This is a genomic window from Psychromonas sp. B3M02, from assembly GCF_003318165.1.
Classification (GTDB): Bacteria; Pseudomonadota; Gammaproteobacteria; order Enterobacterales; family Psychromonadaceae; genus Psychromonas.
On record NZ_QOCB01000107.1, the window covers coordinates 1 to 21127 of the forward strand.

The 21127-nt window shown below is 40.5% G+C and carries 15 protein-coding genes; 13 read left to right on the forward strand and 2 right to left on the reverse strand.

Features of this window, described 5'->3' with window-relative positions; all coding sequences use genetic code 11:
• Positions 1-449: 449 nt before the first annotated feature.
• Entirely contained in the window at positions 450-1160 is a 711-nt protein-coding gene (gene ubiG, locus DS885_RS11520; protein ID WP_441344266.1) for a bifunctional 2-polyprenyl-6-hydroxyphenol methylase/3-demethylubiquinol 3-O-methyltransferase UbiG, read from the reverse strand.
• Between the two features lie 373 nt (positions 1161-1533).
• On the opposite strand from ubiG, the gene gyrA reads away from it, so the two are divergent.
• The 12 genes from gyrA (at position 1534) to tldD (ending at position 19031) form a co-directional block, all read left to right on the forward strand.
• Positions 1534-4254, forward strand: coding sequence for a DNA topoisomerase (ATP-hydrolyzing) subunit A (gene gyrA / locus DS885_RS11525; protein ID WP_113819581.1), 2721 nt, complete (start codon positions 1534-1536; stop codon positions 4252-4254).
• A 59-nt stretch (positions 4255-4313) separates the two neighbouring features.
• The gene (serC, locus tag DS885_RS11530; protein WP_113819582.1) at positions 4314-5402 is read left to right on the forward strand and encodes a 3-phosphoserine/phosphohydroxythreonine transaminase; all 1089 of its coding nucleotides are present in this window, start codon (positions 4314-4316) and stop codon (positions 5400-5402) included.
• Positions 5403-5434: 32 nt separating this feature from the next.
• Entirely contained in the window at positions 5435-6541 is a 1107-nt protein-coding gene (gene hisC / locus DS885_RS11535; RefSeq protein WP_113819583.1) for a histidinol-phosphate transaminase, read from the forward strand.
• A 14-nt stretch (positions 6542-6555) separates the two neighbouring features.
• On the forward strand, positions 6556-7848 hold the full coding sequence (aroA, locus tag DS885_RS11540) for a 3-phosphoshikimate 1-carboxyvinyltransferase (protein ID WP_113819584.1): 1293 nt from the start codon (positions 6556-6558) through the stop codon (positions 7846-7848).
• Between the two features lie 337 nt (positions 7849-8185).
• Positions 8186-9223, forward strand: a complete 1038-nt coding sequence (locus tag DS885_RS11545; RefSeq protein WP_113819585.1) for a rod shape-determining protein — start codon at positions 8186-8188, stop codon at positions 9221-9223.
• Between the two features lie 50 nt (positions 9224-9273).
• Positions 9274-10155 (forward strand): rod shape-determining protein MreC, encoded by an 882-nt coding sequence (mreC, locus tag DS885_RS11550; RefSeq protein ID WP_113819586.1) that lies wholly within the window; start codon positions 9274-9276, stop codon positions 10153-10155.
• The gene (mreD, locus tag DS885_RS11555) at positions 10139-10621 is read left to right on the forward strand and encodes a rod shape-determining protein MreD (protein WP_113819587.1); all 483 of its coding nucleotides are present in this window, start codon (positions 10139-10141) and stop codon (positions 10619-10621) included. The genes mreC and mreD overlap by 17 nt, the downstream gene beginning before the upstream one ends.
• A complete protein-coding gene (locus DS885_RS11560) occupies positions 10621-11190 on the forward strand; it encodes a Maf family protein (protein WP_113819588.1) in 570 nt (189 codons plus the stop codon). The genes mreD and DS885_RS11560 overlap by 1 nt, the downstream gene beginning before the upstream one ends.
• Position 11191: 1 nt before the next feature.
• Positions 11192-12664, forward strand: a complete 1473-nt coding sequence (rng, locus tag DS885_RS11565; RefSeq protein ID WP_113819589.1) for a ribonuclease G — start codon at positions 11192-11194, stop codon at positions 12662-12664.
• Positions 12665-12795: 131 nt separating this feature from the next.
• Entirely contained in the window at positions 12796-16689 is a 3894-nt protein-coding gene (locus tag DS885_RS11570) for a YhdP family protein (RefSeq protein WP_113819590.1), read from the forward strand.
• A 23-nt stretch (positions 16690-16712) separates the two neighbouring features.
• Positions 16713-17576, forward strand: a complete 864-nt coding sequence (locus DS885_RS11575) for a carbon-nitrogen hydrolase family protein (RefSeq protein ID WP_113819591.1) — start codon at positions 16713-16715, stop codon at positions 17574-17576.
• 9 nt (positions 17577-17585) lie between these two features.
• Complete coding sequence (tldD, locus tag DS885_RS11580; RefSeq protein WP_113819592.1) at positions 17586-19031, forward strand: metalloprotease TldD; 1446 nt, start codon at positions 17586-17588, stop codon at positions 19029-19031.
• Between the two features lie 114 nt (positions 19032-19145).
• Here the strand turns inward: tldD and yjgA are convergent, their stop codons facing one another.
• Positions 19146-19655 carry a ribosome biogenesis factor YjgA gene (gene yjgA, locus DS885_RS11585; RefSeq protein WP_113819593.1) on the reverse strand — a complete coding sequence of 170 codons (510 nt, stop codon included), beginning with the start codon at positions 19653-19655 and terminating at the stop codon, positions 19146-19148.
• Positions 19656-19779: 124 nt separating this feature from the next.
• Between yjgA and pmbA the strand changes: the two genes are divergently transcribed.
• Positions 19780-21105 (forward strand): metalloprotease PmbA, encoded by a 1326-nt coding sequence (gene pmbA, locus DS885_RS11590; RefSeq protein WP_113819594.1) that lies wholly within the window; start codon positions 19780-19782, stop codon positions 21103-21105.
• Positions 21106-21127 lie beyond the last annotated feature (22 nt).

The window sequence follows — 21127 nt, forward strand, 5'->3', positions numbered from 1 at the left end:
GCTGAAGCCAGCGCCCCGGAACCCTATCCCTCATGAGCTCAATACTAATTTAACAAATTGATATAGCGACTCTTGATTTAGCTACAATAAAACCTTGTTCAAGGTGGTTACGAAAATCCCCGCCGTTGAGCTTTCCCAAATCATAGATTGCTTTTAGCAAAGCCAAACAGGATGTTTGGCTTAGGCTCGTTCTGGCCATGGATGGCCAGCAAGAGCCGGTGCGTTATAAAAGCAATGTATGATTTGGATGAGAAAGCGATTCGGTGCCAGCTCTCTTTGCTTACTTTCTCTACTGGTCTAGAGAAAGTAAAGTCGCCGACAGGGCGAAACTACTGTTTATAATGTTAAAGCTGATTTGACGAGCGCAGACGAGAAATAATTCTCAGTAATCTAGGTAAACATGCGTTCCCACGGAGGCCATGGGAACAAGGGGATAGAGGCGAGAAAAACTAGCTCAGTTTCGTGCACTTCAACATATAGTTTACATCTACATTCTTCGTGATCTTAAAATTACTCGCTAACGGGCTATATTCCACGCCACATAAATCATCACACTTTAACTGCGTGTTATCAATTGCGCTTAATAACTGAGAAGGGCGGATGAACTTTTCATATTCATGGGTGCCTTTTGGTACCCATTTTAACACATGCTCTGCCCCTAATATCATCATTAAGTAGGCTTTCCAGGTTTTATTGATGGTTGAAAAGTACACTGTGCCACCTGGTTTTACTAAGTCACAACAGGCTTGGATCACTGAGGCTGGATCTGGCACATGCTCTAACATCTCCATACAGGTCACTACATCAAACTGTTGTGCATTGGCTTCGGCAAACTGCTCGGCTGTGGTTTTCTTATAAGTGACTTTAGTTTCTGTTTCTAAGGCATGTAAACGCGCGATTTGTAACGAGGCGTGAGCCATATCGATACCCGTAACTTCTGCCCCTTTAATGGCCATGCTTTCTGCTAGGATACCGCCACCACAACCTACATCGACGATTTTTTTACCAAACAAACCTTGTACACCTTGTTCGATATATTCAAGACGAGTAGGGTTTAACATATGCAAAGGTTTGAAATCGCCTTCTAAATCCCACCATTGTTCTGCCATTGCTGAGAATTTTTCAATCTCTTGTTGATCAACATTATTTTCTGAAATCAACTCTTCTGATGTTGCTTCTAACGCTGAAATGGTTGTTGGTGTGTTGTGATCCATGCTGTGTGCACCCTGTATGTGTTGTGGCAGATAAAAGTGGGCTAATGTCGTTGATTATTGCGTCATTTGACCTAGTAAACGATTATACCGTGATAATAATTCCGATGGGGAATTTTATTTTGCGACGCTGAGCGCTTTAATTTGAAAATTTAACTGTTTAAAAAGTGAACGTTAAAACGATAAATGCCTCAAATTCGCCCATAAAACGATTCTCAGGCGATTTTGCGTATTAAAAGCCTTTTGCTGAGATGCATTTGTGCTACTATCAATCTCTTACTAAATTCAGTCTATTTCCACTAAATTAAGGATTTAAGTTTCTATGAGCGAATTTGCCTCTGACGTTTCTCCAATTAATATTGAAGATGAATTAAAAAATTCTTATCTTGAATACGCTATGAGCGTGATCGTAGGGCGTGCCTTGCCCGATGTACGTGACGGTCTAAAACCAGTACATCGCCGTGTTTTATTTGCGATGAATATCTTACGTAATGATTGGAACAAACCTTATAAAAAATCAGCACGTGTTGTTGGTGATGTAATCGGTAAATACCATCCACATGGTGACACGGCCGTATACGATACGATTGTTCGTATGGCGCAAGACTTCTCACTACGTTACATGTTGGTTGATGGTCAAGGTAACTTCGGTTCTGTTGATGGTGATAGCGCGGCAGCGATGCGTTATACAGAGATCCGTATGCAGAAGTTAGCACATGAATTATTAGCTGACTTAGAAAAAGAGACGGTTGATTACGTACCGAACTATGATGGTACTGAGTTCATTCCTGAAGTACTGCCTACAAAAATTCCAAACCTACTGATTAATGGTTCATCGGGTATTGCGGTAGGTATGGCAACTAATATCCCACCTCATAACTTGGGTGAAGTGATCAATGCATGTTTAGCGTTGATCAAAAATGAAGATATTACGATCCCTGAGTTAATTGAGCATGTTCCAGGACCTGATTTCCCAACAGCGGGTATTATCAATGGCCGTAAAGGTATTATCGATGCTTACACAACGGGCCGCGGTAAAATTAAAGTACGTGCTAAAGCGGAAGTTGAAGTTAATGAAAAAACCGGTCGTGAAACGATCGTAGTACATGAATTACCTTATCAAGTGAATAAAGCGCGTCTTATCGAAAAAATCGCTGAATTTGTAAAAGATAAGAAAATTGAAGGTATTAGTGCATTACGCGATGAGTCTGATAAAGACGGTATGCGTATGGTGGTGGAAGTTAAGCGTGGTGAAGTGGGTGAGGTTGTTTTAAATAACTTATACGCACAAACACAAATGCAGGTTACGTTTGGTATCAATGCTGTAGCACTTGACCATGGTCAGCCTAAATTATTCAACCTAAAAGAGATGTTAGAAGCGTTTATTCTGCATCGTCGTGAAGTGGTTACTCGCCGTACGGTATTTGAATTACGTAAAGCCCGTGACCGTGCTCATATCCTTGAAGGTTTAGCAATTTCACTGGTTAATATCGAGGAGATCATTGAGTTAATTCGTCAATCTCCAACACCAGCTGAAGCTAAATTAGGTCTACAAGCACGTGGTTGGGATTTAGGCGCTGTTTCTTCTATGTTAGAAGCAAGCGGTGTTGATGCAGCTCGCCCAGATGGGTTAGCTGTTGAGTATGGTATCCGTGATAACCAATACTTTATGACTGAAATCCAAGCGCAAGCGATTCTTGATTTACGTTTACATAAATTAACCGGTCTTGAGCATGAGAAAATTTTAGGTGAGTACAAAGAGCTATTAGAAGTCATTGCTGCGCTATTGTTCATCCTTGAAAGTCCTGCTCGTTTGATGGAAGTGATCGAAGAAGAGTTAGAAGAAGTGCGTGATAACTTCGCTGATCCGCGTCGTACTGAGATTACTGAATCTGAAGCCGATTTATGTATGGAAGATTTAATCGTTGAAGAAGATGTGGTCGTCACACTGTCTCACGAAGGTTACGTTAAGTACCAACCTCTATCTGACTACGAAGCACAGCGTCGTGGCGGTAAAGGTAAAGCAGCGACTAAGATGAAAGATGAAGATTTCATTGAAAAACTATTAGTGGCAAGTACTCACGATACGATTCTATGTTTCTCTACACGCGGTCGTTTGTACTGGCTGAAAACATTCCAATTACCATTAGCGTCTCGTCAAGCTCGTGGTCGTCCAATTGTGAACATTTTGCCGCTTGAAGAGGGCGAACGTATTACTGCTATCTTGCCGGTACGTGAATATGAAGATGATAAATACGTATTCATGGCAACAGCAAACGGAACGGTTAAGAAAACCGCATTAAGTGCTTACAGCCGTCCACGTTCAAGTGGTCTGATTGCAATTAACTTAACTGATGATAACGAACTGATCGGTGTTGCATTAACTGACGGCACTAATGAAATCATGTTGTTCTCTGATGCAGGTAAAGTGGTGCGCTTTAAAGAAGCTGAAGAGAGTGAAGTGACTGATGAAGAAGGTAACGTTGTTTTAGATGAAAACGGTAACCCTGAAATCAAGTTCAAAGGTGTTCGTCCTATGGGTCGTACAGCAACCGGTGTTCGTGGTATTAAATTAAACGAAGGCGGTAAAGTTGTTTCATTGATCGTACCAAACGAAACGGGTCATATCTTAACAACCACTGAAAATGGTTACGGTAAACGTACTCCATTAGAAGATTACTCGTCTAAGAGCCGTGCAACGCAAGGTGTTATCTCAATCAAAGTCAGCGAACGTAACGGTAAAGTTGTGGGCGCGGTACAGGTTGATGAAAACGATGAAATCATGTTGATCTCTAACAAGGGTACATTAGTACGTACTCGTGTTTCTGAGGTATCAGTAGTGGGTCGTAATACACAAGGTGTTACGCTGATCCGTACGTCTGAAGATGAAAAAATCGTTGCACTACAACGTATTGATGAAATTAAAGATGTGCCTGTTTACGAAGATGAAGAAGGCGAAACAGCCGCTTCTGTAGAACAAGGTAGCACACCTGAAGCACCAGCTGACGTCGTTGATGAACAAGAGACTGACACAGCGGAGTAGTTAATATTTACAATTAATAAGCGGCTAGAGCCGCTTATTTTGTTTTAAGGGATATAAAAATGAGTAAGATTTATAATTTTTGTGCTGGCCCAGCAATGTTACCTGAAGCAGTAATGCAACAAGCACAAAGTGAATTTTGTAACTGGCAAGGCTCGGGTGTATCAGTGATGGAAGTCAGTCACCGTAGCCCTGAATATATCGCACTAGCTAAACAAGCAGAAGCCGATTTACGTGAGTTACTGTCAGTACCAGATAATTACAAAGTATTATTTTGCCAAGGTGGTGGACGTGGTCAATTTGCTGCGGTTCCACTTAACTTATTAGGTGAAAACCTAGATGCTGATTACATCCTGACGGGGCAATGGTCTAAGTCTGCTGTGGTTGAAGCAAAGAAACACGCACGTATTAAAGAAACAGACATCATGGCCACAACGGAAGACGGTAAAATTACTGTTAAACCTTGTGATGATTGGCCTGTTAACAGTGGTGCTGCCTACCTACATTACTGTCCAAATGAAACCATTGAAGGGATTGAAATTTTCGATGTACCTGTAACGGGTATTGTGCCGTTAGTGGCAGATATGAGCTCGACTATTTTATCTCGTCCATTAGATATCAGTAAGTTTGGTTTAATCTACGCCGGTGCCCAAAAAAATATCGGCCCATCTGGTTTAGCTATTGTTATTGTACGTGAAGACTTAGTGGGTAAAGCGCGTAAAGCGATTCCATCAATCTTTGATTACGAAATTCAAGCAAACGCTGATTCTATGTATAACACGCCGCCAACGTACTCATGGTATTTAGCGGGTTTGGTGTTTAAATGGTTATTAGCGCAGGGTGGTATTGCCGAAGTTGAGAAAAAGAATATTGCTAAAGCAGAACTCCTGTACAACGCCATCGATAGGTCTCCTTTCTACAGCAATAACGTAGATAAAAGCGTACGTAGTCGTATGAACATTCCTTTCACCTTAGCCGATGATAGCCTTAATGAAACCTTCCTAAGCGAAGCGAAACAAGCTGGTTTATTAACGCTTAAAGGTCACAAGCTAGTGGGTGGAATGCGTGCGAGTATTTATAATGCGATGCCAATTGAAGGTGTACAAGCCTTAGTGGATTTTATGGCTGAATTCGAAAAACGCTACGCATAATCTCGTTACAGAAGTAATTGAAAGGAAGTAAAATGAGTAATGATTTTTTAAGCTTGGCAAATACAGGCGTTCAAAAGTTGCGCCCCTACCAAGCAGGTAAACCAACTGATGAATTAGAGCGTGAGTTGGGATTAACCGATATTGTTAAGTTAGCCTCTAATGAAAATCCACTTGGATTGAGCGACTCAGTTAAAGCCGCATTACAACAAGAGTTAACGGAATTAACACGCTATCCAGATGCTAATGGTTATTACCTTAAACAGGCATTAGCAGATAAATATGCAGTGGCACTAAATCAAATTACCTTAGGTAACGGCTCTAACGATTTATTAGAACTGATTGCACGTGCTTTTGTGGATAATAGCCATGAAGTGATGTTTGCTGAGCATGCTTTTGTAGTTTACCCATTGGTAACGCAAGCCATTGGCGCAACTGCTGTGGTAGTAAAAGCAAAAGACTATGGTCACGATCTGGATGCGATGGTTGCGGCGATCACAGATAAAACCAAACTGATCTTTATTGCTAACCCTAATAATCCAACGGGTACTTTTTTAGAGCAAGATGAGATTAAAGGGTTCTTGAAGCAGGTGCCAAGTAATGTGTTAGTGGTCTTAGATGAAGCGTATTTTGAATATGCATCAGCTGAGCGTCGTGGTAATGCGATTGCTTGGATCACTGAGTTTCCAAACCTGATTGTGACACGTACTTTCTCTAAAGCGTATGGCTTAGCTGGCTTACGTGTCGGTTATAGCATTTCTCACCCAGATATTGCTGATATTTTAAATCGTGTACGTCAACCGTTTAACTGTAATGCTTTAGCATTAAAAGCAGCGGAAACCATCTTACAAGATGAGCAGTACCTAGCTGATAGTGTGCGCTTAAATGATGCGGGCATGAAAGACTTAAGTGCTTTTTTTGACGCTCATGATTTACAGTACATCCCATCAATGGGTAATTTTATTACGGTAAATGTTGGTCAGTCGGGCGATGAAGTTTACCAAAAACTCTTGCTAGAAGGGGTGATTGTAAGACCGATCACCGGTTATGGTTTACCACAACATTTACGTATTAGTATCGGTACGGATGCCGAGAATCAACGTTTTAAACAAGCACTCACCCGTGTTTTAAATTTGCAATAAGAGAAACAGATAGAATGGAACAGTTATTATTAAACCCGATTAAACAAGTCGATGGCGAGATTAATCTACCCGGGTCAAAAAGCTTGTCAAACCGCGCATTATTATTAGCGGCACTGGCCGAAGGAACGACCACGTTAACTAACTTATTAGACAGTGATGATATTCGTCACATGTTAAATGCGTTAAAAAAGTTAGGCGTTAATTACACGCTTTCTGCTGATAAAACGCAGTGTGTTGTAGAAGGTCTTGGCCGTGCATTCAATACCCAAGCGTTAGGTGATATTGAGCTTTTCTTAGGGAATGCGGGGACTGCGATGCGTCCTTTATGTGCTGCATTATGTTTAGGTCAAGGCGAATATACCTTGACGGGCGAACCACGTATGTTTGAACGTCCAATTGGTTCATTAGTTGACTCACTTAAGCAAGCTGGCGCAGATGTTACTTACTTAAAAGATGAAAACTACCCACCTTTAAAGATTAAAGGAACTGGCCTAAAAGGCGGTGAGATTAGTATTGATGGTAGTGTTTCAAGCCAATTCTTAACGGCATTTTTAATGTCTGCACCAATGGCTTCTGAAGATACAACGATTAACATTGTCGGTGAGTTAGTATCAAAACCTTACATTAAAATTACTTTACAAATCATGCAAGATTTTGGTGTTGAAGTAGATAATGTTGATGGTGAATACCAGCGCTTTGTAATTAAAGGTGGTCAAACTTACCAAGCGGCAGGCAATTACCTAGTAGAAGGTGATGCTTCATCGGCTTCTTACTTTTTAGCGGCTGCGGCGATTGGCGGCGGTAGCATTAAAGTAACTGGTATTGGTAAAAAATCGGTACAGGGTGATATTCAATTTGCTGATGCCTTAGAAGCGATGGGCGCAAATATTGAATGGGGCGATGATTACATTAAAGCCAGCAAAGGTCAGCTAAAAGCGATTGATATGGATATGAACCATATTCCTGATGCGGCGATGACCATTGCAGTTGCTGCTTTGTTTGCTGAAGGGACGACTAAAATCACTAACGTTTATAACTGGCGTGTGAAAGAGACTGACCGTTTATATGCAATGGCAACGGAGCTACGTAAAGTGGGCGCTGAAGTGATTGAAGGCCATGACTTTATTGAAGTGACACCGCCTGCACAGCTTAAACATGCCGAGATTGATACCTACGATGATCACCGTATGGCGATGTGTTTTTCATTAGTTGCATTAAGCGATACACCTGTGACTATTAATGATCCTAAGTGTACGTCTAAAACGTTCCCTGATTACTTTGAAAAATTAGCAGCAGTGAGCCATTAAGATTATTAATGTATTAAAAACCTACTTCGGTAGGTTTTTTTATAACTAAAATTTCAACTATTTTTGAACTACTTGTTCACTTAAAAGTAGAAACTATTTTTGTTTCTTTGTGTCTGTTTAGGTAGATTTGTCGATAGACATATTCAGATTGTTGCTGGTTGAAAAATAGACGGATAGTTGAATGTTATCTTGGTAACCCTTCGACGGTGATCAAAATAACTAATTTGTGCTCGCTAATACCAGTAAAAGCAAGCTTTTCACTTTCTTTTCTTGCTGTATTTTTAGCGGGTTGGTAGAGTACGCGAATTACTTTTATTCGCTTCTTTTGGAAATATTCATGTTTAAAATGTTCCGCGGTATGTTTTCTAACGATTTATCGATCGATTTAGGGACTGCAAATACCCTTATATACGTAAAAGACCAAGGTATAGTCTTGGATGAGCCTTCTGTAGTTGCAATTCGAATGGATAAAAATGGCAAAAGGGTTGCCGCTGTAGGTAGTGCTGCAAAGCAGATGTTAGGTAAAACGCCTGGCAATATTCAAGCAATTCGTCCAATGAAAGACGGTGTCATTGCTGACTTCTATATCACTGAAAAAATGTTACAACATTTTATCAAACAAGTGCATAACAACAGCTTTATGCGTCCTAGCCCACGTGTTTTAGTATGTGTGCCTTGTGGTTCAACACAAGTTGAGCGTCGTGCTATTCGTGAATCTGCAATGGGCGCAGGCGCACGCGATGTATTCTTAATTGATGAGCCAATGGCTGCGGCAATTGGTGCTGGCATGCCTGTATCTGAAGCAAAAGGTTCAATGGTTGTTGATATCGGTGGTGGTACTACTGAAGTCGCTGTTATCTCGTTAAATGGTATCGTTTACTCTGCGTCTGTACGTATCGGTGGTGATAAGTTTGATGAAGCAATCATCAACTATGTACGTCGTAACTACGGTTGTACAATTGGTGAAATTACCGCTGAACGTATCAAGCACAGCATTGCTATTGCTTACCCAATTGATGAAGTGAAAGAGATTGAAGTACGTGGTGTAAACGTTGCTGAAGGTGTACCTCGTAGCTTTACATTAAACAGCAATGAAATTTTAGAAGCGTTACAAGAGCCATTAAGCGGTATCGTTTCAGCTGTCATGTTAGCATTAGAGAAAACTCCGCCAGAGCTTGCCGCTGATATCGCAGAGCAAGGTATGGTACTAACAGGTGGTGGCGCATTATTATGCGAGCTTGACCGTCTGTTATCTGAAGAATCTGGCATCCCAGTGATTGTTGCTGATGATCCTCTTACCTGTGTTGCACGTGGTGGCGGTATGGCATTAGAGATGATCGATACACATGGTGGTGATGTCTTTAACGGAGATTGATATCAATTAACGCAGGTTGATCCCTGCGTTAACATTCAATAGAAACCCCCATGAAACCAATTTTTACCCGCGGTCCTTCTTTCATACTTAGGCTATCCATTGTGATAGCCTGTTGTGTGGGATTAATGATCGCTGATAGTCAGTTCAATTTATTCTCTTCGGCTCGTGTCTACTTAAATTCGATTGTTTCACCTATCCAATATGTTGCTGATGCGCCACAGAAAATATTCAGTTCATTTTCTGAAAACATCATGACCAGACAAGCACTCGTCGACCGTAATCAACAATTAGAAAAAGACAATTTACACTTAAAAGCTGACCGCCTGTTATTAGGGCAGTTACAAAGTGAAAATAAACAACTTCGCCAACTGTTAAACTCAGAAAGAAAGTTTAAATATAAACGTATGATCACCGAGGTGATGAGTTTACGCTCAGACCCTTTCACACATCAGTTATTGATTGATAAAGGTGCATTAAACGGCGTGTATTTAGGCCAACCTGTAATTAATGAGCAGGGTGTGGTTGGACAAGTCTCACAAGTGGGTAGTACCACTAGTCGAGTGGTGTTAATTGTCGATGCAACACATGGTATTCCTGTGCGTGTACAACGTAATGATGTGATCGCAGTTGTCCATGGTAGTGGTGCTTGGGATCAACTGAAAGTCCCTTTTGTGCAAAGTAATGCCGACATCAAAGAGGGCGACTTGTTAGTCACCTCTGGTTTAGGTGGTCGTTTCCCTGCTGGTTATCCGGTGGCTAAAATTAGCCGTTTTGATTACCAAGAAGGTGAGTTATATGCGACGGTAACCGCAACACCAGTTGCTGACCTAGACAGAAGCCGCTACTTATTATTGCTATGGAATGATGACCCATTAGCTGATGCTGATTTAACATTAGACTCTCCGGAAGAATTCGATGCCCCTGTTGAATAGTTATAGAGTTATCTATCTGACTTTCTTTGTCTGTTTGGTGGCTGATATTTTTCCGCTGCCTATTATTTTTAATGCATTTCGTCCTAATTGGATGATTTTAGTGATTTTTTACTGGATTATTGCGCTACCGCATAGAGTGAACATCGGCCATGCCTTTATACTGGGTTTAATCTTGGATCTATTATTAGGTTCAACATTAGGGACGCATGGTTTGCTGTTTTCGTTGTTGGCGTATTTAACCAGTATCAATTTCCAACGTTTTCGTAACTTCACTTTAGTACAAACCACTTTATTGCTGGGGTTGTTTATCTTTATTGCGAAACTCGGGTTGTATTGGATAGCCTCCAGTATGCAGGAGATTATTTTACATCGTCCATATTTTTGGTCGATCTTTACTTCCATGTTGATTTGGCCTTGGTTCTTTCTATTTATGCGCTATCTGCGTGTTCGTTATAAGGTAAGTTAATGCCATTCAAACTATTACTAGCATCAGGCTCTCCACGTCGTGGTGAATTACTGTCACAAATTAACGTTGAGTATCAACGTATTAAAGCTGGCATCGATGAGACCCAACAGGTCGCTGAAAGTGCTGAGCATTATGTACAGCGATTAGCCTTAGAAAAAGCCTTAGCAGGTTTGCATAATAATAAACAGCAAGGTGTGGTGCTTGGTGCAGATACGATTGTGGTGTGCGATGGTATTGTGATGGAAAAGCCGCAGGATAAGTTGCATGCAAAACAGATGATGAATCGTTTATCAGGTAATACTCACCAAGTATTCACGGCAGTAGCGTTAGTCTCTGCGCAACAACAGGCAGTGCAACTGGTTACTACTGATGTAACCTTTAAAACTCTCAGTGATCAAGAAATTTCAGACTATTGGGAAACAGGCGAACCACAAGATAAAGCGGGTGGTTATGGCATTCAAGGAATTGCTGGGCAATTCGTAACGCATATATCCGGTAGTTATAGTGCTGTAGTAGGGTTGCCTCTCTACGAAACGGCACAACTTATTAAACGCTTTGAAGAGGCTTAACATGTCTGTTGAATTATTAATGAATATTACCCCAACCGAGACACGCGTTGCGTTGATCGAAGGGGGTGTTTTACAAGAGTTACATATAGAGCGTCAAGTCAGTAAGGGTATCGCAGGTAACATCTACAAAGGTAAAGTGACGCGCGTTTTACCCGGCATGCAAGCTGCGTTTGTTGATATTGGTTTAGAAAAAGCGGCATTTTTACATGCTTCTGATATCGACTTACATGCAGAATGTTTTACCGGTCCAGAAAAAGATAAACGTAAAGTGGCTGATATTTCTACCCTAGTGAGACCTGGCCAAAATATTATCGTGCAAGTGGTGAAAGACCCATTAGGAACAAAAGGTGCACGTTTAACTACGGATATTACTTTACCGTCACGTTATCTGGTATTTATGCCAGACACTACGCATGTGGGCGTTTCACAGCGTATTGAAAGTGCTGAAGAGCGTGAGCGCTTAAAAAGTATCACCCAATCCTGCGTGGATGAGTTGGGTGGTTTTATCATTCGTACTGCTGCCGAAGGTGCGCCTGAAGCAGAGTTAAGAAATGATGCGGCTTTCTTGCAACGGGTTTGGCGAAAAGTGGTCACTCGTAAGCAACGTACCCAATCAAAAAACAAGATGCTCTATCAGGATTTAGGGTTAGCATTCCGTATTTTGCGTGACTTTGTGGGTAATGAAATCGACCGTGTACGTATTGACTCTAAATTAAGCTTTAAAGAGTTATCTAAATTCAGCGCTGATTTTGTACCTGAGTTAGAGGGTAAGGTTGAATATTATGATGGTGAGAGCCCAATCTTTGATCTGTTTGATGTTGAGAATGAAGTACAACGTGCGTTAAATCGTAAAGTAGAATTAAAGTCAGGTGGTTATTTAATTATTGACCAAACCGAGGCGATGACCACGGTAGATATTAATACCGGTGCATTTGTTGGGCATCGTAATCTTGAAGAGACAATTTTTAATACGAATATTGAAGCGACTTTGGCGATTGCCCGTCAATTAAGGTTACGTAACCTAGGTGGCATTATCATACTCGATTTTATTGATATGAAGTCAGTAGAGCATCGCCGCCGAGTATTTAATAGTTTAGAAAAAGCCTTAGCAAAGGATCGTGTTAAAACGCATATTAATGATTTCTCGCCATTAGGCTTGATTGAGATGACACGCAAGCGCACCCATGAAAGTCTTGAACATATTTTCTGTGGCGAATGTCAAACCTGTAATGGTCGTGGTTATGTTAAAACCGTAGAAACCGTCTGTTATGAGATATTACGTGAAATATTACGTGTTGACCGTGCGTACTCTGCAGAACGTTTTTCTGTTTATGCCTCAGTTGCAGTGGCCGAAGCGTTAAAAGGGGATGAGTCTTATAACTTAGGTGAGTTGATTGTCTTTATGCAAAAACGCGTTGAAATTCATGCTGAGCCAATGTATGGACCTGAGCAGTTTGATGTAGTAATGAACTAGTTAAAGTGTGGTTAATTGCTTTTATATCAAAGCGTATTAATATTGATAACTACTCTCTTAATTAGTACTGGTAATGCAGTAAAAGGACGGTAAATGGGTTTTCATTTTTGAAACATTTTACTTTAAAGTGTATGAAATGCTTAGTAGTACTATTGGTCGTGACATTAATTGTCTTAGCCGTAGTACTCACGGCTGCTCGATTTGCCATCAATGGCGTTGAGGATTATAAAGCGCAACTGGTTGAGTGGGTCGCCGCTGAACATGATATTAATGTGGATGCCGATAAGGTATCTGCAGGGATCGATTTCTCTGGTTTAGTTTTAACCTTAAATAATGTTACCTTCACTGAAACCGAAGTATTACCCTTCGAATTAAAAATTAATAACCTTTTTCTGCATTTAGACTTTCTAGAAAGCCTACAAAAGCAACAGCTTGTATTTAATGATATCTCTATTAAAGGCGCTGATTTACTGCTTAAATCCACCTTAAATACGGATGGTTTGGGACAGTTTTCCGATACAGAAGGTGACAGCGGTTCACAAGGTACCATTGATTCATTAAAGAATATTTTACTACTGCGTCTAAGCTCTTTTTCAATCACTGAGAGCCGTATTCGTTTTACCGATCATCTTTATAATCAAAAGACAATTTTAATCCAAGACCTCAGTTGGTTAAACGATGGTGAGCAACATCAAGGGGTAGGTAAGGCTTCATTACCTAATACTCTGGGTGACAATACACTAGAGTTTATTATTGATGTCACTGGTGACGCAGAAGATTCCCAAGACAAGTTAGTAGGTAGTTTATATGCTCATGCTGAAAACCTGAATGCCACTGAATATTTAAAACCTCAGGTTAACCCTGCCGCGGAGCTCGCTTCTGCAGTGTTATCATTCCGATTATGGAGTGACTTTGATGTTGATGGCTTCAAAAATATGCAGTTATTGTGGGATAACTCGGAAATCGCATGGACGATGTTAGGTGAATCGGAAAGTTGGCAAATTAACGATGGCTCCATGCAATTTACCTATGATAATGAGCATTGGTTATTTGATAGTTATGACCTTAATATTACCCATAATTATACCCCTTTACATGATGTACGTATTGCCGGACATGGTGACGTCGGACGTTTTGGTAAGTTCGATTTAAACGGGATTAATGTCAACGCTATCACTCCCTTTGCTTTACTCTTTTCCTCGCTCTCTGAGCAACAGCTTGAGTATGTTTCTGATTTAGAGGTGGGAGGTAAGTTAAGTCAATTTAATATGAGCTTTAACCCGATTGGGCAATTAACCGTTAACGCAAAGATTGATGGCTTTAGTAACCAAGCTAACGATATTATTCCTGGTATCAATAATGCTGATATTAAGGTGACAGCGGATCAAGATAGCGGTCATGCATCTATCTCATTACCACCACAAAGCATTAATTTTGATGGTCAATTCAACCGTGCAATGCCCTTACAAAAAGGGGAAATCGATTTACATTGGCATGTTGGTGAAACAGGGGTAACCCTTGCCAGTAACGGTGTAGAGATTGAAACCGACGATCTTAAAAGTACCTCTCAATTCTCTTTATTTTTCCCTAATCAAGAGCAACAAGATAGTAGCCCCTATTTACGCTTGTATTCCTACGCATCCTTAAATGATGCGGGTAAAGCACAACACTATTTACCGATTAAAGCGATGGGTGAGGGTGTCTTTAGTTATCTTCAGTCTGCCATTCAAGAAGGGACTGCGGATGGTGCGAAGATATTATGGGATGGACCATTAAGCGCTTATCCATTTAAAGATAATCAAGGTATATTCCAAGCCTATGTGCCGCTTAAAAATGCACAGTATGACTTTTTTGATGAATGGCAAGGGTTATACGATTTAGACTTAGACCTGTTATTTGAAAATGATGCTTTATACATGTATAGCGAAAAAGCTAAGTTAGGCAGCATGAAGATAGATAAACTATCGGCTAAGATTGCGCATCTTGCGAGTAATGGAGGGATTGAAATTTCGGCGGAAATCGATCAAAAAGCCGATGCAATTATGCAATACCTAGTCAAATCACCGATTAAAGAGAGTCTGCAACAAGTTAATGAAACGCTACAAATCAGCGATAACTTGCAAGGCACGCTGGGTTTATCCATTCCTTTTGCAAAAGAAAACGGTGAAGTACAGGTTACAGGTGATTTTGAGCTGGCTGGTAATGATGTCAATATCAAACTCAGTGATACAACCAATTTGTTGTTAGAAAATACGCAGGGGAGTTTCAGCTTTACTGATGATCATTTTGAAGGGGATGGTTTAACTGCCAATTTACTTGAACAACCTGTTAATTTCTCCTTTTCCAGTGATGACAAAGAAGGTAAATACCAACTACTGGTCAGCCTGTTTGGTCAGTGGGATATGGGGAAACTAAGCCGCCATCAAGCGGATTTAGCATCACTTCAGTTAAGTGGTAACTTAGATTGGCAAGGACAAGTTAATTTTAGCCAAGAGCAAGGTAAGTATCAGTTTGGGGTGAATATTACGTCTCCTTTACAGGGTACTAAAATCAACTTACCTGCACCCTATAACAAAAATGCATTGCAGTCTTGGCCAAGTAAAGTGAATGTTAATGGCGACCAAGATGGAATACGTTGGGATGCGTTAATCTCTAATAAGTTAACCTCATCGGGTGAACTCTATTATCCAGATCAGCAACTACAACTTAAATACTTTTACTTAGGGTTAGGTGAGCAGTTAAGCCAACCTATTGATAAGAGTAAACAAGTAATACGCATTAATGAATCAAGAGTGAATTTAACGCCTTGGGTCACTGTCGTTAAAGATCACTTACAAAATCAATCGCAAACAGAGAGTGAGCAAGCATTAATACAGCTTGATCACCTTTATTTAAATGTAAAACATGCGGAGCTATTTGAACAACCCATTGTAAATTTAGCCGCTGATTTACAGCAGGGAGATAAGAAGCTTGGCATTAATGTGCAGGGTGATGATCTCCTCGCCAGCCTTGAATACCGTAAAGGGATACCAGATCGTTACGATATCAATATCCAAAACATGAACTTCCAATCTTTAGATATGCAAGCTGTAGAGGATACCTTTGCACAGCCCGAGTCATCGGCTTTAGCTGAGCCAAGTGATAACCTTCGTTTAGATTATCCGGAGATCTTTTTAGACTGTGTCGTGTGTATTTATAATCAAATGTCATTCTCTCCGCTAAAAGTACATGTGTTTCCGAGTAAATCTCGATATAACATAGACTATGTGCAACTCGGTGAAAAAGAGCAGGCTACCACTATCTCTGGAGTATGGGATCAGCGCCGTACTAATATCATTTTTGATGCAAAGGGCAGTAGTAACACGAATATTGTTCGCCGTTTAGGTTATAAAAGCCCAATGAATTATCAACAGGGTGAACTAAGTGGCGCATTAAATTGGGTAGGTGCGCCTTGGCAATTTAACTTTGATTCTTTAAATGGTGATTTGGCTGTTGATGTAGAAAATGGGCAAATTACCGAAGTGGACGATAAAGGCGCTCGTCTATTAAGTTTTTTAAGTTTAGATGCGATACGTCGCAGTCTTAACTTAGAGTTTGATGATGTATTCTCTAAAGGCTTAGGGTTCGATACTATGTCTTTATCGGCGAAAATCAGCAACGGTATTCTAAAAAATGATGATTACTTTTTAGATGGTTCAGCGGGCAAAATATCCGGTGAAGGTTTAATTGATTTACCAAACTTAAATGTTAATTATCGTTTTAGTTACAGCCCTGCAGTTACCTCTAGCTTACCGGTATTAGCTGCCTTTGCGATTAACCCATTAACTGGTGCAGCGGTACTGATGCTGACCAAGATTCTGGAGCCTGTCGTCGATACCATTGTGCGTGTTGATTTTTCAGCAAAAGGACCTATCTCTGATCCTAAAATTACTATTGAAGATAGATTAAAAGGCTCAGTGAAGTTACAAAATAGTGAAGTATTAGAAAAGTTAGAAGATAACCAAGCTAATAACACAACTAAATAGCAGCTCTGCTAAGGAGTAATAAGATGAGTGATAATCATAAAACTTGCACGTTAACTGCGATTCAAATTATTAGCAGTGATTGTATCGAACATAATTTTGAGCAAGTAAAGGAACAACTTGATACATTAAGCTTCGACTCGGATAGCGAGCATCTTGTTTTATTACCTGAAAATGCGCTATGTTTTGGCGATCGTCAAGCCTATTTGTTAAAATCGGAAGCGTTAGGGGATGGTGTTGTACAGCGACGTTTAGCTGAGTTAGCCAGAGCCTATTCCTGTACTTTGATTTGCGGTAGTTTTCCCATTAAAAGTGAGCAAAGCGATAAAGTCTATACCACTTGCTTAGTCTATTCTGCACAAGGTCAGTTACTGGACCATTACCATAAAATTCATCTGTTTGATGCGGATGTAGAAGATGCACAGGGCGCTTATAGAGAGTCTGATACCTTCATTCCTGGGCAACAAGTGAAAGTAGTAGACTGTGGTTTTGCTAAAGTTGGTTTAGCAATATGTTATGATTTACGTTTTCCGGGATTATTTCAGCAGCTCAGAGAACAGGGTGCGGAGATTATTATCCTACCTGCTGCTTTTACCCAAGTAACGGGGGAAGCACACTGGCAAGCACTATTACAAGCGCGAGCCATTGAAACACAATGTTATATGTTAGCTGCTAACCAAGGTGGTGTGCATTTTGTTCATCAGCCGGAACATAAAACACGTCACACCTATGGGCATTCCATGGTAGTGGATGCATGGGGTGCAGTTGTAACGCAATTAACAACGGGTAATGGCGTAGTACAGACTGATTTTTCATTGCATGATGTTATTCAGATTAGAAAGAAAATGCCAGTGCAGCAACACAATCGATTTACTAGTATTTATAAATAAGGATCTTTAATGTCTTTTGAACAAGTCGTAGACAATTTTTTAGCCCCTGCAGAGATGCAAATTAGTGATCTAGAATCACAGCTTAGCCAAATATCTGGAGCGCAAATTGATTACGCAGATTTTTATTTTCAAGCTAGCAGACATGAATCTTGGTTATTAGAAGATGGTATTGTCAAAGAGGGCAGTTATAACATCGAGAAAGGTGTTGGTATCCGCGCTGTTTCTGGAGAGAAAACAGGTTTTGCTTACTCTGACCAGATTTCTAAAAATGCCATTGCTGAAGCGGCTAACGCAGCAAAAAGCATTGCTAACTCAGGCCAAGAAAAAACCGTTAAGTTGATTATGCCTACGGCACAACCACTGTATTACGGTGCTGCTGATCCATTACAAAGTATGAGCCGTGATAAAAAAATCGAGCTGTTAAAACAGGTTGATAGTTTTGCCCGTGCTTTAGATCCTGCGGTAACTGAAGTGACTGTGTCATTAAATGCGGTTTACGAAGAGATATTAGTGGCAGCAAACGATGGGACTTTAGCATCGGATGTGCGCCCTTTAATTCGTTTTAGCTGTTCTGTGTTAATTGAAAAGAACGGGAAACGCGAACGTGGTAGTGCAGGCGGAGGTGGTCGTTTTGATCTAGATTACTTCACTGATACACAAGAGGGTGAATTAAAAGCCTTTGGTTATGCTCGTCAAGCGGTGCGCCAAGCACTGATTAATATTGAAGCTGTTGCTGCACCCGCTGGCGCAATGCCGGTTATCGTTGGTGCTGGTTGGCCAGGTGTATTATTACATGAAGCAGTAGGTCATGGTTTAGAAGGTGACTTTAACCGTAAAGGCTCTTCAGCATTTTCTGGTAAAATTGGTCAACAGGTTGCGTCTAAACATTGTACTGTTATCGATGATGGAAGTATTGCTGACCGTCGTGGCTCAGTTAACATTGATGATGAAGGAACTAAAGGTCAACGCAATGTGTTGATTGAAAATGGTATCTTAAAAGGTTACATGCAAGATAAATTAAACGCGCGTTTAATGGGGGTTGACCCAACCGGTAACGGGCGTCGTGAATCTTATGCGCATTTACCTATGCCACGTATGACCAATACCTTTATGTTAAATGGTGAATACCAACATGAAGAGTTAATTGAAAGCGTTAAAAAAGGCATCTACGCGCCTAACTTTGGTGGTGGTCAAGTGGATATTACCTCGGGTAAATTTGTGTTCTCTGCCTCTGAAGCTTACTTGATTGAAGACGGTAAAATTACTGCACCAATCAAAGGAGCGACATTAATCGGTAATGGTTTTGATGCGATGCAACAAATTTCCATGGTAGCCAATAATATGTGTTTAGACCCAGGTGTTGGTGTCTGTGGTAAAGAGGGACAAAGCGTACCTGTTGGTGTGGGACAACCTTCTCTAAAAATTGATCAATTAACGGTCGGTGGTACTAATTAATTTGGTAAATCTTTCCTTTGAATAATGCCTTTAAATAACAGCTATAAAAAAAGCCAGAATAATGATTATTCTGGCTTTTTAGTTCTATAGCAATGATTAGTGCGATTGCTACATCTATAAACAGTGAGTTTTTAAGTAGATAAATAACTCTTTGGCTGTTTTAGCTGGTTTCTCTAGCTTCTTCTCTTTATTCGCTTGGCGTACCAATTGACGTAGCTTTTGACGCTCAAGTTGTGGGTACATCTCTAATGCATCATTGATTTTTGGATCACCTAGTTCAATCATCTGCTCTGTTAATAACTCAAGGTGAGCAATAGCATGAGTACGCTTACGATTGTTATCGTTTAAGATATCTAACTTAGCGGTGATTTTTTCCATATCTTCAGTACGTAATACTTTACCGATATACTGTAACTGTCTACGTAATGCTTCATGTTTATTAGCAATTTTATGAGCTACTTTGATCCCTTCCATTAAGGTATCGCTTGCAGGGATTTGTGCAAGTTGCTTAGCATTTAATGCCACAAGTTGACGACCAATATCCTTTAAAGCTTCTGCTTCACGTTTGATTTGCGACTTACTGATCTCTTCTTCTTCGAGTATTTCTTCAACTTTTTTATTCATAGCTTTTGGTCTATCACGTTAGGGATTAAATAATTATGCGCATCATAACATCATCACAAGATGCTTACCTTAATCCATGTTATTATTTCTTATCTTAAATTTATTTACCTTGTGGTGCTTGAACATGATTGAACAGAAACAGTTACTTGAAAAGGCCGTGAACACGGCGCTTAATATTGCCAATGACTTAGGGGTGAGCCAAGCTGAAGTCGCTTTAGGAAAAAGTGCAGGTATTTCAGTTAATACACGTTTAGGTGAAGTGGAAAATATTGAGTTTAATCATGATGGTGCAATGGGTATCAGTGTGTATATCGATCATCGTAAAGGCAGTGCATCAACGGCTGATTTAAGTGAAGAAGCGATTGCTGCGAGTGTTAAAGCGGCTGTGGATATTGCTAAATACACTAGCCAAGACCCTTATGCAGGGTTATTAGATAAGCAATACTTAGAAACCAACCCACTGGATTTGGACCTGTACCATCCAAGCGATAAAAACACCGATGAATTATTGGCATTAGCTAAACAGTGTGAAGATATAGCGTTAAATACAGATAAACGTATTGTAAATTCAGATGGCGCAGGCATGAATAGCCACACTAGTTTGCAGGTTTACGGAAACAGTAATGGCTTTTTAGAGAGTTATGCGAGTAGTCGCCATAGTTTAAGCTGTGTATTGATTGCCCAAGAAAATGATGAGATGCAACGTGATTACAGCTACACCAGCGCACGTGATATGGATGACCTGTATTCAGCGCAATGGGTTGCAGATCAAGCGGTATCAAGAACCATTGACCGTTTAGGTGCGCGTAAGATTAAAACACAAGAAAGCCCAGTGGTTTTTTGTCCGGAAATGGCCAGTGGTTTATTTGGGCATTTAGTAAGTGCAATCAGTGGTGCAAGTTTATATAAGAAATCATCTTTCCTATTAGACTCTATTAATACGCAAGTGTTCCCTGATTGGATGTCAATCACAGAAGACCCGCATATTGTTAAAGGCATTGCCAGCTCGCCTTTTGATAACGAAGGTGGCCGGACGGTAAAGCGTGATATTATCGATAATGGTTTCTTACAAACTTATCTATTAACCGGTTACGCTTCACGTAAAATGGGCTTACCAAGTACGGGTCATGCTGGTGGCATCCACAACTGGTTTGTTAAAAATAATGGCTTAGATTTAGCGGGTATCCTAAAAGAGATGGGCACAGGTTTATTTGTGACTGAGTTAATGGGGCAGGGTGTAAACATGGTGACCGGTGATTACTCACGTGGTGCTGCTGGTTTCTGGGTAGAGAATGGTGTGATCAGTTACCCTGTCCATGAGATAACCATCGCAGGTAATCTGAAAGAGATGTTTATGGACATCAGCGCAATTGGCTCTGATATCGATCCAAGAAGTAGTTTAAAAACAGGCTCTATCTTAATTAAGAAGATGAAAATAGCTGGCGAATAAGCAATACCAATCATAGTAAATA

What these genes read in the sequence shown, in the direction of transcription:
- gyrA (WP_113819581.1), top strand. Translation starts at nt 1,534, where the DNA reads ATGAGCGAATTTGCCTCTGACGTTTCTCCAATTAATATTGAAGATGAA.
- serC (WP_113819582.1), top strand. Translation starts at nt 4,314, where the DNA reads ATGAGTAAGATTTATAATTTTTGTGCTGGCCCAGCAATGTTACCTGAA.
- hisC (WP_113819583.1), top strand. Translation starts at nt 5,435, where the DNA reads ATGAGTAATGATTTTTTAAGCTTGGCAAATACAGGCGTTCAAAAGTTG.
- aroA (WP_113819584.1), top strand. Translation starts at nt 6,556, where the DNA reads ATGGAACAGTTATTATTAAACCCGATTAAACAAGTCGATGGCGAGATT.
- DS885_RS11545 (WP_113819585.1), top strand. Translation starts at nt 8,186, where the DNA reads ATGTTTAAAATGTTCCGCGGTATGTTTTCTAACGATTTATCGATCGAT.
- mreC (WP_113819586.1), top strand. Translation starts at nt 9,274, where the DNA reads ATGAAACCAATTTTTACCCGCGGTCCTTCTTTCATACTTAGGCTATCC.
- mreD (WP_113819587.1), top strand. Translation starts at nt 10,139, where the DNA reads ATGCCCCTGTTGAATAGTTATAGAGTTATCTATCTGACTTTCTTTGTC.
- DS885_RS11560 (WP_113819588.1), top strand. Translation starts at nt 10,621, where the DNA reads ATGCCATTCAAACTATTACTAGCATCAGGCTCTCCACGTCGTGGTGAA.
- rng (WP_113819589.1), top strand. Translation starts at nt 11,192, where the DNA reads ATGTCTGTTGAATTATTAATGAATATTACCCCAACCGAGACACGCGTT.
- DS885_RS11570 (WP_113819590.1), top strand. Translation starts at nt 12,796, where the DNA reads ATGAAATGCTTAGTAGTACTATTGGTCGTGACATTAATTGTCTTAGCC.
- DS885_RS11575 (WP_113819591.1), top strand. Translation starts at nt 16,713, where the DNA reads ATGAGTGATAATCATAAAACTTGCACGTTAACTGCGATTCAAATTATT.
- tldD (WP_113819592.1), top strand. Translation starts at nt 17,586, where the DNA reads ATGTCTTTTGAACAAGTCGTAGACAATTTTTTAGCCCCTGCAGAGATG.
- yjgA (WP_113819593.1), bottom strand. Translation starts at nt 19,655, where the DNA reads ATGAATAAAAAAGTTGAAGAAATACTCGAAGAAGAAGAGATCAGTAAG.
- pmbA (WP_113819594.1), top strand. Translation starts at nt 19,780, where the DNA reads ATGATTGAACAGAAACAGTTACTTGAAAAGGCCGTGAACACGGCGCTT.